Source organism: Pseudomonas sp. LBUM1649 (assembly GCF_059716155.1).
The window spans coordinates 4,106,410-4,119,947 of the sequence record NZ_CP166807.1; the positions used below are offsets into that span (position 1 = coordinate 4,106,410).

A 13,538-nucleotide genomic window follows, 5' to 3' on the forward strand; every position below is an offset into this window, starting at 1 on the left:
CCAACTCACTTAGCGGGGGCACATTTGCAGATAAGCTGTCATTTGGAAGATACCGCTGGCACATTATCGGACTTGAAAAAACGCAATAACCTGAGACTCCGTCCAACGATCAAACCATTGATAACCCCAGCCCCTAGTGACGACCAGGCCACTAACGAAACTTCATTGGTCAGTTCCGGATGCACCGCCTCCTGGTAACCGCTGTAGTAACGCCAGGCGAAGAAGCACCAATACACAATCAACACTCTGATCGTGCCATCCAGCACAAGTCTCTCACCCTCATGTTGCACGTTGTGATACGAGTAAAAGCGCAAGGCCAGCAACCACCCAACCAGCACCCCAAGCGCATAAACCGAAAGCGGAACCACGAATCCTTGGGAGATTTTCAGCGAGGCCACGGAAATAGCGACGAATATTGTCGGTGTCAGTAGTAACGACTTTTTCGTTTCATGATTCTTGAAGCAGGCAATGACGCCGTAATATGTCACGATAAAAAAAACTGCGTAAACCCAGAGTGGTGTACCACGCAAAATGTCGAGCATAAAAACCTGTTTCTCGACGAGATACATAACGCTCCTTATTTTTATTATCAATACACGGTTATGGTTGCTGCTTGCGTAGTAAATATCGCCTCAAATCAGAAAGCAGATAAACTCACTAAAATAGCCACTTTCCAATCTGATATTTAGACCCCATTGTTCAACACAAAGGCTTATTCAAAAGTCACTAATAGCTAAGCCAGCCATGAAGAATGGACCCATTTAATGAGCTATAAAATTACAGGAGCAAGACAACTACGACAAGTCGGCGAGATCCCACAAAATTGTAGGATATGGACTAGGACACAGTAATTTTGGTCTGAGGACGGGCAACGAATCTGAACATCTTCTTGCGCCTTGCGTGTCGCTATAAAACTGCCACCTTCAGTTCGATTGCTGGCTTGTCACAAAGCCCGAAATACGGCACTCACGCCCCTACCCTCATGCCCCCGAATTTTACCCGAGCAAGCCCGCCCCCACAGGTAATCAGGGTCAGGTCAGGATAAGGTGGTCGCCGCCCCTTTTTGCAGGGCGTGCACCTGGTTACGCCCGTTGCGCTTGGCCTGGTACAGTCCGTCATCGGCGCGCGTCAGCAGACTTTCCAGGTTGTCAGCGGGCTGTGCGAGGGCGACACCGAAAGACGCGGTAACGGTGTCCAGCACGGTGTCGGTGCCGCGCGCCTTGATTCGCAAGGACTGGACCTTCAGGCGCAGATGCTCGGCGAAGGCGCAGGCACTGCCCAGGTCGGCGCAATCGGGCAAGACCACACAGAACTCTTCGCCGCCGTAACGCGCCGCGAAAGCATTGGCTGGCAACGCGCCACGCAGCACCTGCGCGACATGTTGCAAGACCCTGTCGCCCAGCGGGTGACCGTACTGATCATTGAATTGCTTGAAGTGGTCGATATCCAGGATCAACAGGGCCACCCCGCGGGAAGCCTTGCCCAGCGCCTGTTCCAGCAGGCGGGTGAACGCCGTGCGGTTGAGCAGTTCGGTCAAGCCATCGAGGGTCGCGGCCAGTTGGGCGCGCTGCAGTTTGTCGCGCAGGGTCTTGATTTCGTCCTGTGCCGAGTGCAGCTGCGCGAGGAAGTGCTCCTGCTGGCTCTGCATCAACCGGGTGCTCTGCTGCAGCTCGCTCAAGATGCCCGGCAGGCGATCACTGGCCGGTTCGTCGAGCATTTCCAGGCACTGCCCGAGACGGTTCTGGAAATTGAGACTGCCCTTAACACTGATCGAGACGTCGCGCTCCATGCCATCGACCAGGCTGATGACCTGATGCTGCTCTGCGCGGGCATCCTCCAGTTCTTCACGAATGATGTACTGGCGAAACAGCCGGGTCGCAGACTCTGGCGGGCAACCATCGAAGTCTCTGACCACCCGGTCGAGGTGGCGATTGAGCTCCGGGTCCTGGCCCTTGCTGTAGGTGTACCAGAGTGCATAGTGCACGGGATTGGGCGGGATGTTATGGCGAACCATCAGCGGCACGGCTTGCTTGAGCAGGGCCGCCGCTTCGCGGGAGTCTTCCGGATACAGCGCTAGGATATTCGCACGCGTTTCTGATGGGCTCATAGCGTCACTGTGGTTTTTTATCATTGGCATTCGGACTGTGCGCTGAGCATACCGATACGCCTGACAAACGGCTATCCCCTGCTCGCGATGGACGTTAACGATAACGCGGGCATTCAGGAAGCCCGCGTTATCGTTAACGTCCATCGCGAGCAAGCTCGCTCCTACAAGATCAACAACACTTCGGCCCGGCCTTGCTGCCGTAACGGGCCTCCTGGCGCTCGCGAAAGAACGCCTCGTAGTCCATCACCGGTTTGTCCGGGTGCTTGCTTTGCATGTGCTCGACGTAGTTGTCGTAATCGGGCATCCCCACCATCAGGCGCGCGGCCTGACCGAGGTATTTGCCGAGGCGACTCAGGTCATTGAACATGATCAGGCATCGGCAGCGCGTGGAACGGCGCTTCCTTGTCCGTACGTTCCTTGATGCCCCAGGCGGCGATACCGACCTTGAGCGCAAAGAACAGAATGCTGAACACCACGAACAGGAACAGCGCGGTCAACGTGGCGTTGGTGTAGGCGTTGAAGATCACGTGCTGCATCTGGTCAATGCTCTTGGCCGGCGCCAGCACCTGACCATTGGCCAACGCATCGCTGTACTTCTTCGCCAGCGCCAGGAAGCCAATGGCCGGGTTGGCGTCGAACAGCTTGATGAAGCCGGCAGTGGTAGTGCAGATCAGCAACCACACGGCGGGCAGCAAGGTAACCCAGACGTAGCGTTGGCGTTTCATCTTGATCAGCACCACGGTGCCGAGCATCAGCGCGATACCGGCCAGCATCTGGTTGGAGATGCCGAACAATGGCCACAAGGTATTGATGCCACCCAGCGGATCGATTACGCCCTGGTACAGCAGATAACCCCACATGGCCACGCAACCGGCGGTTGCAATCAGGTTGGCGGTCCAGGACTCGGTACGCTTCAGCGCCGGCACGAAGGAGCCGAGCAGGTCTTGCAGCATGAAACGTCCGGCACGGGTACCGGCATCCACCGCCGTCAGGATGAACAGCGCTTCGAACAGGATCGCGAAGTGGTACCAGAACGCCATGGTGTTTTCACCTGGCAGCAGCTGGTGCAGGATCTGCGCGATGCCGACAGCCAGGGTCGGCGCACCGCCGGCACGGGCCAGGATGGTGGTTTCACCGATGTCCTTGGCCACTGCTTGCAGCGCCTCCGGGGTAATCGCAAAGCCCCAGCTGCTGACAGTCTGAGCAACCGAAACAGCATCGGAACCCACAATGGCCGCAGGACTGTTCATGGCGAAGTACACGCCCGGATCGATCACCGAGGCAGCGACCATGGCCATGATCGCCACGAACGATTCCATCAGCATGCCACCGTAACCGATGTAACGGGCATGACCTTCGCTGGCCAGCAATTTCGGCGTGGTGCCAGAAGCGATCAGCGAGTGGAAACCCGATACCGCGCCACAGGCAATGGTGATGAACAGGAACGGGAACATTCCGCCCTTCCACACCGGGCCAGTACCATCGATGAACTGGGTCAGTGCCGGCATTTTCAGCTCGGGCATGGTCACCAGAATGCCGATCGCCAAGGCGACGATGGTTCCGATCTTGAGGAAGGTAGAGAGGTAGTCACGCGGTGCCAGAATCAGCCACACCGGAAGAACGGCAGCCACGAAACCGTAACCGATCAGCATCCAGGTGATCTGCACACCAGTGAAGGTGAACGCCTTGGCCCACACCGGGTCAGCGGCAATCTGCCCACCCAGCCAGATCGACCCCAGCAGCAGGAACACGCCGATGATCGAGATCTCACCGATGCGACCCGGGCGGATGTAGCGCATGTAGATGCCCATGAACATCGCGATCGGGATCGTCGCCATGACCGTGAACATGCCCCACGGGCTCTCGGCCAGGGCCTTGACCACGATCAGCGCCAGCACCGCGAGGATGATGATCATGATCAGGAAGCAGCCGAACAGCGCGATGGTGCCGGGGATGCGGCCCATTTCTTCACGGACCATGTCGCCCAGGGAGCGGCCGTTGCGGCGGGTGGACATGAACAGGACCATGAAGTCCTGCACGGCACCGGCCAGTACCACGCCGGCAATCAGCCACAGCGTGCCGGGCAGGTAGCCCATTTGCGCCGCCAGTACCGGACCGACCAGCGGCCCCGCGCCGGCGATGGCTGCGAAGTGGTGACCGAAGAGTACGTGTTTGTTGGTCGGCACGAAGTCCAGACCATCGTTGTTGAGCACTGCGGGAGTGGCTCGATTGGGGTCCAGCTGCATCACTTTGTTGGCGATGAACAGGCTGTAGTAGCGGTAGGCAACGAGGTAGATGGCGACGGCTGCGACGACGATCCACAGGGCGTTGATCGCTTCGCCGCGGCGCAGGGCCACGACACTCAGCGCAATCGCTCCCAGGACAGCCACGGCAAACCAGGCGAGGTGTTTAGCCAGACGGGGCATAGTGGGGTCTCCTGCCGACAGCCAGTGGACTGCGGCGGTAATTTTTATAATTGTGTCCGCTGTGCGGAGCTGGCCCAATATCCGCGCATGTCGTCCACAAATAAATCCGCGTTACTACGTACGCAGCGTCTACGTAGTTCTACGTAGATAGCGCTGATCTGTCTGTCGAAACACATAACCCTGTGGGAGCGAGCCTGCTCGCGAAGGCGGTGCATCAGACGACATCCCTGTTGAATGACAGATCGCCTTCGCGAGCAGGCTCGCTCCCACAGGGGTTTCGCATTCCAGCCGCCTGACATTCCGTCCCGCTGCGCTACAAGCAAGGCGTATCTTTGGCATATGATGCCGACCGTTCGCGCGGGCAGGAGTAAACATGCAGCTCAAACACAAGATCGTCGCGCTCGGCATTTTGCCGCTGGTGTTGGCCATTGCCGTCATTTGCGCCCTGGTGATTTCCCTCAACCGCCAACTGGGTGATCAACAGGCACAGCTGATCGAAGACAGCATCCTGATGAGCAAGCGCGCGGAACTGAAAAACTACGTCGAAATGGCGAAAAGCCTGATCGAGCCGCTGTACGACAACGGTCAGGGAGACGCACGCGCCCAGCAACAAGTGCTGGAAGAACTGCGCAAGCTCAGCTTTGGCATCAACGGCTATTTCTTCGTCTACGACCATGAAGGCCGCAGCCTGATGCACGCGCGCCAGTCGGAACTGGTGGGCAAGTACCTCTGGGACATGAAAGACCCGCACGGCCTGCCGGTGATCCAGGCGCTGCTCAAAAGTGCGCAATCGGGCGAAGGTTTTCAACGCTACGCCTGGAACAAACCCTCCTCCGGCCAGGTGACCGACAAACTGGCCTACGTGGTGATGCTCGATCGCTGGGGCTGGATGCTCGGTACCGGTATCTACCTTGAGGATGTCGAACGCGCCACCCAGCAGGCTCGTGCCGAAGTGGCCATGGGCATCCGCAAGACCATGATGGCCATCGCCGTGGTCGCCCTCGTCGCGGTGCTGTTCGTGTTCGCCACCGGCATGACCCTCAACGTCAGCGAGCATCGCCTGGCCGACAAGAAACTGCAGCGCCTGACCCAGCGTATTGTCAGCCTGCAGGAGGAAGAGCGCTCGCGGGTGTCCCGTGAGCTGCACGATGGCATCAGCCAGGTGCTGGTCTCGATCAAGTTTCAGTTCGAACTGGCCAGCCACTTGCTGGAAAGCGGACAAAACCACGACAAGGGCCTGGGCACGTTGAGAGATGCCACCGCGCGCCTGGGTGATGCCATTGGCGAAGTGCGCAGCCTTTCCCACGACTTGCGCTCATCGTTGCTCGACACCCTCGGCCTTTCGGCGGCAATCGGTCAACTGGCCGCTGAGTTCCAACAACGCAGCGGCCTCACCGTGACCTATGACGACAATGAATTCGACTGCCAACTGGTCGACGGTGCAGCTGTTTCGTTGTTTCGCATCGTCCAGGAAGGCCTGACCAATATCGAACGCCACGCCCAGGCCAGGCATGTATCCATTACCCTGCGCGGCTGCGAGCAATCGGTGCGGCTGACCGTGGTCGACGACGGTGTCGGTTTCAACGTCGCCCAGGTCGAACGTCGTCACGTCGGCATTGGCTTGCGTAACATTCGTGAACGAGTCGAACATTTTGGTGGCCGCTTCGAACTGATCTCGACACCCGGGCGCAGTGAGCTGGATGTTCTGCTGCCGATGACACTGCCCGCCAGCAAACGCTGATGTCCGCAAAAAACAAGAGAGAGAAGCTCAATGATCCTGCCCTCCCCGATCCGCGTCGCCCTGGTCGACGATCACTCCCTGGTCCGCGACGGAATAAAGGCGCTGCTGTCCGTCATGGCGCCCCTGGAAGTGGTGGGCGAAGCAGAAAGCGGCACCGAGGCGATCGAAATGGTCGGGCGCTGCCAGCCGGACCTGCTGCTGGTCGACATCAGCCTGCGGGACATGAACGGCCTGGAACTGACCCGCGTGTTGCGCAGCCAGTACCCGTCGCTCAAGGTGTTGGTGCTGAGCATGTACGATAACTATGAGTACGTGAGTGAATCGCTGCGCTCGGGCGCCAGCGGCTATGTGCTGAAGAATGCCCCGTCACGGGAAATCATCGCCGCCATCGAAGCCATCTCCAGTGGCGGGACCTTTTACAGCGCCGAAATCGCCCAGCGGCTCATCGCCGACAAAAACACCGACAACGAGCTGACCCCCCGTGAAAGCCAGGTGCTGTCGAAGATGGCCCAAGGGCTGAACAACAAGGAAATGGCGCGGGAACTGGATATCAGCGTGCGCACGGTGGAGACACACCGCTTGAGCATCAGGCGCAAGCTCAACATCGACAAGCCTGCGGCGCTGGTCAAGTATGCGATCGATCACGGGCTCATTTCGCGCTAGCGCCCGCTCCCATCCAACCATTGACTGCGTCAATAGTCACCATTAACTCAATGAAGTTCTCTTAAAAATTCCACGGCGTAACATCAGCTCCATACCAACCAACAACACCCGGAGCACATGATCATGAAACGCCAAACCCTCCTCAGCATCGCTTTCTCGGTTTTCGCAGTTAACGCTTTCGCCGCTACTGCTGCTCAACCTGTAGTCGCTGAAGGCGGCTCGGATCGTCTGATTGAAAGCCGAGTGGCTGAAGGTGGTTCGGATCGTCTGATCGAGAATCGTGTAGCTGAAGGCGGTTCTGATCGCCTGATTGAAAATCGCGTTGCTGCCGATGGTTCGGATCGTTTGCAAGGCAACACCGTGGCTGCCGATGGTTCCGACCGCCTGCAAGGCAACACCGTCGCCGCCGATGGCTCCGACCGCCTGCAAGGCAACACCGTCGCCGCCGATGGCTCTGACCGCCTGCAAGGCAACACCGTCGCCGCCGATGGCTCCGACCGCCTGCAAGGCAACAGCATCGCCTGAACCCATCGCTTCACCGTGCCAAAAACAAGCCCGGCCTGATCAGCCGGGCTTTTTTGTGGTGCGCCAGGCATGGCGCGTTGCGCGCAAGCGCAACCAGTTTGGCTGTGGTGGTCACGCTGGTGACTTGGAGGTGAAAGTCCTCTACACACCCGGCAAGGGGAAGTGTTAGCCGAAGGCAAGGGTGTCGCAGGCGACTGCGAATCTGAAGGAAGCCCGGGGCAAAATGCTGGCCTGACGAACAGGAAGCGGATTAGGCGGTGCAGCGGGGTAAGGTAGCCATAATTGCCAAAGCCCAATACTTGCACGGAACGCTGTGACGTAGATCCGACAGGCATAAGCAGGAAGGTCGCGCGAATTACCCTGGGAGATCTGCACGTTTGCCACTGTGCTACCGAGCGTCGAGAGGCGACGGGATGAACGTGCAGAAGTCAGCCGAGGCCGTAGTAAGTGGCAAATAACCCTGCCACCAAGGGCCGAACAGGTTATGCCGCCAGTAGGCGTCAGAGTCTCGTCGAATGTCGAAAAGCAGAAATTTCTCCGAGGGAGAACTGTGACCCCTAGTTCCGGACAGAATCCGCGGGCGACGGCTGGCAGTGCGCAGGCATCGGCGACGTCTGTGATGTGGACGAACGCGGAGCCGGACACGCTGATGGCGCGGGTGCTTGCATCGGCCAACCTCAAGCGTGCGTATCACCGCGTGGTCAGCAACGAGGGGGCGCCGGGTGCCGATGGCATGACGGTCGACGAATTGGCGGGCTACGTGGAACAGTATTGGCCAACCCTCAAGGCCAGGTTGCTGGCCGGTGAGTATCACCCGCAAGGTGTACGCGCCGTCGAAATCCCCAAACCCAAAGGCGGGACAAGACAGCTGGGTATCCCCAGCGTCGTGGATCGCCTGATCCAACAGGCACTGCTGCAACAGCTCACGCCGATCTTTGACCCGCTGTTCTCGGACTATAGCTACGGCTTCCGTCCGGGCAGAAGCGCCCACCAAGCCATCGAAACAGCCCGTGCCCATGTGGCGGCGGGCCACCGCTGGTGTGTGGAACTCGATCTGGAGAAGTTCTTCGATCGGGTCAACCACGATGTATTGATGGCCCATGTGCAGCGTCAGGTTGAAGACAAGCGGGTGCTCAGGCTGATCCGTCGTTATCTAGAGGCCGGCGTGATGTCGGGCGGGATCGCCAGCCGACGGCAGGAAGGGACGCCGCAAGGCGGCCCGCTCTCGCCGTTGCTGTCGAACATCCTGCTCAACGAACTCGACCAAGAGCTGACACGGCGGGGCCATCGCTTCGTGCGCTATGCCGACGATGCGAACATTTATGTGCGCAGTCCTCGTGCTGGCGCGCGAGTGATGGCTGGTGTTGAGCGTTTCCTGAATCAGCGTCTGAAACTGACGCTGAATCGGGAAAAGAGCCGAGTAGCCGGGTCGTGGATGTGTGATTACTTGGGCTACGGGATGAGCTGGCATCAACAACCGAGGTTAAGAGTAGCGACGATGAGTCTGGGTCGCTTACGCGACCGACTCAGAAACCTGCTGCGCGGCGCACGGGGCCACAAGATGGCGAACGTCATCGAGCGGATTAACCCCGTACTGCGCGGTTGGGCGGGCTACTTCAAGCTCAGTCAGAGCAAGCGCCCCCTTGAGGAGCTGGACGGGTGGGTGCGGCATAAACTTCGCTGCGTCATCTGGCGCCAATGGAAGCAGCCCTCTACGAGGGCGCGCAACTTGATGCGCTTGGGGCTTAGCGAAGCGCGCGCCTGCAAATCAGCCTTCAATGGTCGCGGACCATGGTGGAACTCGGGGGCGTCACATATGAATCAGGCGTTACCGAAGAAGCTGTGGGATCAGCTAGGGCTGGTCTCGATACTGGATACGATAAACCGGCTTAGCCGCATAACTTGAGCCGCCGTATACGGAACCGTACGTACGGTGGCGTGAGAGGACGGCGGTTGTGAAACCGCCTCCTACTCGATCCCGCGATAATTCGTCAGGCGTTGAACCTGGACTCAAAGTTTGGCAATCGAGACTTCGGTGGATTTCACGAAGGCAATCACTTCGCTCCCGACCTTCAATTCAAGGTCGCGCACCGAACGGGTGGTAATCACCGAGGTGACAATGCCGGACGCCGTTTGCACGTCGATTTCGGAAACCACTTCGCCTTCCAGTATTTCCTTGATGACGCCCTTGAACTGGTTGCGGACGTTGATCGCTTTGATGGTCATGATGAGGCTTCCTGTCTGATGTCTTGCCCTTGCGAATGAAGGGGCAGGCCTCCAAGGTGCACTGCGTTTGGCTACATTAAAAGGAATATATAATCATCTATTTATATCATTTTTGAATATACAGCCCGCCTGCCAAGGTTCGCTTCAGGAATTGACACTGAATTTCAGGCAAAAAAAATCCCGGGCAGCTGATGGACGCCCGGGACTTAAAAATGCATAAACCGTGGTGGTGAACGCGGGGCGAATATTACGCAATGTTTCGCCCTGTAACAAGATAATTTAGTTAACCGTTCAGTTACTAAAATCTCTAACTTGTTATATATCCAGACTTTTTTTGCGGTTAATCTCGAAACCACCTTAACTACAGGAACCAGCGGTACTCCCGCGCACTGATGTCATTCAGGAATGCCAAGTGGTCCTGACGCTTGTTCTCGCAATAAACATCGACGAATTCCGCGCCCAAACCTTCACGCAGTTTTTGATTGCCTTGCATGGCTTGCACGGCCTCGAGCATTTCCAGCGGGAAGTCGATGCCACTGTTGCGGTCTTCGTTGAGCGGGGCGATCGGTTCGCGCTCCTGTTCAATGCCTTGCTCCAGCCCCACCAGGATCGCGGCGAGCACCAGATACGGGTTGGCATCGGCACCGGCGAGGCGATGTTCGACCCGCAGGTTCCTGGCGTCCGACTCCGGCACCCGCAGGCAGGCATCTCGATCCTCAAAACCCCAACTGGCGCGCGAGGCGACGTTGACCGTGGCGCTCAAGCGACGCAACGCGTTGTGGTTCGGCGCGAAGATCGGCATGCAGTGCGGCAACACATCCAGGCAACCGGCCACCGCATGGCGCAACGCTCGTTGCCCGTTCGCCGCCAGCAGGTTGTTGCCCGCCTCGTCGTAAAGGCTCACGTGCACATGCATGCCGCTGCCGGGGTGCTGCAAGTAAGGCTTGGCCATGAAGCTGGCGCGGTAGTCGTGCTTGAGTGCCACGCCTCGCGTGCTGCGGCAGAACAAGGCGGCCCAGTCGGCGGCGCGCAGGCCATCGTCCAGATGACCGAAATTGATCTCGAACTGACCGGGACCCAATTCGGCGGTGATCACCGTGGCATCGATGCCTTGCGCACGCGCGGTCTCGACCATTTCGTCGAGTACCGGGGCAAATCGCGAGAGTCGTTCGATGTGCATGTTCGGCTGATCATCCGCATCGCCGGTCAGCGGGTCGCGGGCAAACTGCGGTAATCCATCGCGCAACTGGCTATCGAACAGATAGAACTCCAGCTCGAACGCCACCACCGGAAAAATGCCTTTGCGGCCAAGCCGCGCCAACACCTGCGCCAGGACTTCACGCGGTTCGAAAACGATCGGTTTTTCCGTGCCGTCGGAGGTAATCAGCATTTGCCCCAGCGGTTGCTTCTCCCAACTCACCAACTTGAGCGTGCCCGGCACCAGGCGCCGCAGCGCATCCGGATCGCCATCGTTGAAGCAGTAGTCGCCGATCTTGAACAGCCCGCCCTGGGTGCCGAGCAACACGCAGTTTTGCGGCAACTTGAGGGCGCTGCCAGCGGCGACTTTTTCGAGCATTTCGATCGGGTAGCGCTTGCCGTAGAAATGCCCCGGTATGTCCAGGGAAATCAGGTCGACGTAGCGCACATCGGGGTAGCGCTGACGAAACCCACGCACTTCGGCCAACAGATCAGAGCACACAGCATCCATCGTTTTGTTCCTTGTTGTTTTCATCAGGTGTAAACCCAAAGCACGCGGGTCAGTTGGTTCGAGAGGTTGCCGTAGCGGCAGTGGGCATGGCTGGCCAGTTGAAAGCTGTCGCCGGCGCGCAGGGTCACCGGTTGGTCGTGATCCAGCCACAGGGTCAGCTCCCCTTCCAGGACATAGCCGCCCTGCTCCGAGCTGTCCTTCATGTGCCGGTCGCCGCTGCTGGCACCGGGCTCCAGCTGGCTTTCGAGCATGGAAAAGGACGCGCGCATTTTTGGCGAGACCATGATGTCGGTGATGCCATCGGCGTAATACAACGTGCGGCGCTCATCCGGTCGGGTCACCCAGGGCAAAGCCATGGGTTTGGGCAGGCTGTAGAAATAGGTGGTCGGCACACCGAGGGTCTCGCTGATGGCGGTCAAGTCCGCCACCGTGGGGCGGGACAGGCCGCGCTCGACCTGGGAAAGAAAACCCACGGAGCGGCCGATCTTGTCGGCCAGATCCTTCAAGGTGTACTTCTTGTGTTTACGCAGGTCCTGGATCAGGATCGCCAGCGCCGAAATCTCTTCTTGCATGTCCATCTAAAGGCTTCCAGAAATGGCCGATTCAAATGCTGTCGCGCAGCCGGTACCAGGCTTTGCCGATGGCTTCCAGCGGCGCTGCCATGTATTTGCCGCCGGGAAAGCTGGCGTTGGTCAAACCCTGATACAACGCCAGCTCTTCCGGCAGGCCGAGAATGGCGTCGGACACCGCCCGTGCCCCGGCCAGGGTCGGCAGCACGCCATGCCCGGAATAGCCCTGCAACCAGTACAGGTCGCCGCGTCGACCGATGTCGGGGGTGCGTTTGAGCGTCAGGTCGATGTGACCGCCCCAGGCGAACTCCAATTCTATGCCTTTCAATTGGGGAAACACCCTTTCCAGGCACGGCCGGGTGGCGCCGACAATGTCTTTGGGCATGCCACCCAGATAGGTGCAGCCGCCGCCGAACAGCAGCCGGTTGTCCGGCGTGCGGCGGAAATAATCGAGCACGAACTGGTTGTCCGTGACGCATGTATTGCTGGGCAGCAGCGCGGTAGCTTGCGCCTCGGACATCGGTGCCGTGGCCACCTGATACGTGCCAACGGGCAATACGCAACTCGATAGCTGCGGGTCGAGCCGGTCAAGGTAGGCATTGCAGGCCAGTACCAGGACATCGGCGCGGATGCGTCCGCGTTCAGTGGTTACCACGTAGCCGTTTGCGTCCTCGCGATAATTCAACGCTTTGCTTTGTTCATGAATCACGCCACCGGCCTGCTCAATCGCGGAGGCCAGTCCCAGCGCCAGCTTCAGCGGGTTCAAATGCCCGCCTTCGGGGTCGAACAGGCCGGCCTGATAACGCTCGCTGGCCACCCACTCGGGCAACTGGGCGCGCTCGATGAAGCGCAAGCCGTCATGACCCCATTTGTGGCTGGCCTCGTGCTGCCATTCGGTCAACAGGCTGACCCGCCGTGGCATCACCGAAGTCCAGAGGTGGCCGGGCCGGTAGTCGCAATCGAAACCATGGCGCAAGGGCAATTCGCGCAACTCTTTTGCTGCCCAGCGCATGCCGTCCCATAACCGCCGAGCGCGCTCATGACCCAGTGCGGCTTCCAGCGGCGGCATGTCACAGGACCAACCGAGAATGGCCTGGCCGCCATTACGTCCCGACGCGGCCCAGGCTACCCGGCTGGCCTCCAGCAAGGTCACGCGTTTGCCGGCCAGGGCCAGGCGCAGCGCCGTGTGCAATCCGCTGAAGCCGGCACCGATGATTAGCACGTCGGTGTCCTGCTCGCCCTCCAATGCCGCTCGATTGACCAGGCGATTGGCGCAGGTGTGGGCGTAGTAGCTGGCGACATGCTGGGTGGATTGCTGAAACATACCGGCTCCATGAAATTTTATAGTTGTAATTTCATGAAAAAATACATGTTTAATTTCATGTGCGCAAGGTTGGTGACCTTGTTGAGCTGACTTGCCAGCGATGACGGCCTGACAGCCGAACAATCTCCCACGGCTGTACCCGATCTACTGTGGGAGCGAGCCTGCTCGCGATGCACCTGAGAGCACCGTGGGGTGTCTGGTGCCCAGCGTCATGGTTGAGGACCATCGCGAGCAAGCTCGCTCCTACAG

Annotated in this window: 12 protein-coding genes; 4 read left to right on the forward strand and 8 right to left on the reverse strand. The window is 59.0% G+C overall.

Annotated features, from left to right (window positions below; genetic code table 11):
• Positions 1-38: 38 nt before the first annotated feature.
• From ACA058_RS18920 to ACA058_RS18935, 4 genes are all read right to left on the reverse strand, one after another.
• Entirely contained in the window at positions 39-569 is a 531-nt protein-coding gene (locus ACA058_RS18920) for a hypothetical protein (protein ID WP_497635390.1), read from the reverse strand.
• Between the two features lie 467 nt (positions 570-1,036).
• On the reverse strand, positions 1,037-2,107 hold the full coding sequence (locus ACA058_RS18925; protein ID WP_497635391.1) for a GGDEF domain-containing protein: 1,071 nt from the start codon (positions 2,105-2,107) through the stop codon (positions 1,037-1,039).
• 169 nt (positions 2,108-2,276) lie between these two features.
• Positions 2,277-2,474, reverse strand: coding sequence for a YbdD/YjiX family protein (locus tag ACA058_RS18930; RefSeq protein WP_008051268.1), 198 nt, complete (start codon positions 2,472-2,474; stop codon positions 2,277-2,279).
• The gene (locus ACA058_RS18935) at positions 2,464-4,533 is read right to left on the reverse strand and encodes a carbon starvation CstA family protein (protein WP_497635392.1); all 2,070 of its coding nucleotides are present in this window, start codon (positions 4,531-4,533) and stop codon (positions 2,464-2,466) included. Before ACA058_RS18935 ends, ACA058_RS18930 begins: the two co-directional genes overlap by 11 nt.
• Positions 4,534-4,906: 373 nt before the next feature.
• Between ACA058_RS18935 and ACA058_RS18940 the strand changes: the two genes are divergently transcribed.
• The 4 genes from ACA058_RS18940 (at position 4,907) to ltrA (ending at position 9,368) form a co-directional block, all read left to right on the forward strand.
• On the forward strand, positions 4,907-6,274 hold the full coding sequence (locus ACA058_RS18940; protein WP_497635393.1) for a cache domain-containing protein: 1,368 nt from the start codon (positions 4,907-4,909) through the stop codon (positions 6,272-6,274).
• 30 nt (positions 6,275-6,304) lie between these two features.
• Positions 6,305-6,937, forward strand: coding sequence for a response regulator (locus ACA058_RS18945; protein WP_497635394.1), 633 nt, complete (start codon positions 6,305-6,307; stop codon positions 6,935-6,937).
• Between the two features lie 123 nt (positions 6,938-7,060).
• The gene (locus ACA058_RS18950) at positions 7,061-7,462 is read left to right on the forward strand and encodes a hypothetical protein (protein WP_497635395.1); all 402 of its coding nucleotides are present in this window, start codon (positions 7,061-7,063) and stop codon (positions 7,460-7,462) included.
• 484 nt (positions 7,463-7,946) lie between these two features.
• On the forward strand, positions 7,947-9,368 hold the full coding sequence (gene ltrA, locus ACA058_RS18955) for a group II intron reverse transcriptase/maturase (RefSeq protein WP_497635123.1): 1,422 nt from the start codon (positions 7,947-7,949) through the stop codon (positions 9,366-9,368).
• A gap of 104 nt (positions 9,369-9,472) precedes the next feature.
• Here ltrA and ACA058_RS18960 read toward each other — a convergent pair whose 3' ends face one another.
• The 4 genes from ACA058_RS18960 to ACA058_RS18975 form a co-directional block, all read right to left on the reverse strand.
• Positions 9,473-9,688, reverse strand: coding sequence for a TOBE domain-containing protein (locus ACA058_RS18960; protein WP_007904463.1), 216 nt, complete (start codon positions 9,686-9,688; stop codon positions 9,473-9,475).
• Between the two features lie 361 nt (positions 9,689-10,049).
• Entirely contained in the window at positions 10,050-11,396 is a 1,347-nt protein-coding gene (locus ACA058_RS18965; protein WP_497635396.1) for a glutamine synthetase family protein, read from the reverse strand.
• Between the two features lie 23 nt (positions 11,397-11,419).
• A complete protein-coding gene (locus ACA058_RS18970; RefSeq protein WP_497635397.1) occupies positions 11,420-11,974 on the reverse strand; it encodes a helix-turn-helix domain-containing protein in 555 nt (184 codons plus the stop codon).
• Positions 11,975-11,999: 25 nt separating this feature from the next.
• The gene (locus tag ACA058_RS18975; protein ID WP_497635398.1) at positions 12,000-13,289 is read right to left on the reverse strand and encodes an NAD(P)/FAD-dependent oxidoreductase; all 1,290 of its coding nucleotides are present in this window, start codon (positions 13,287-13,289) and stop codon (positions 12,000-12,002) included.
• Positions 13,290-13,538 lie beyond the last annotated feature (249 nt).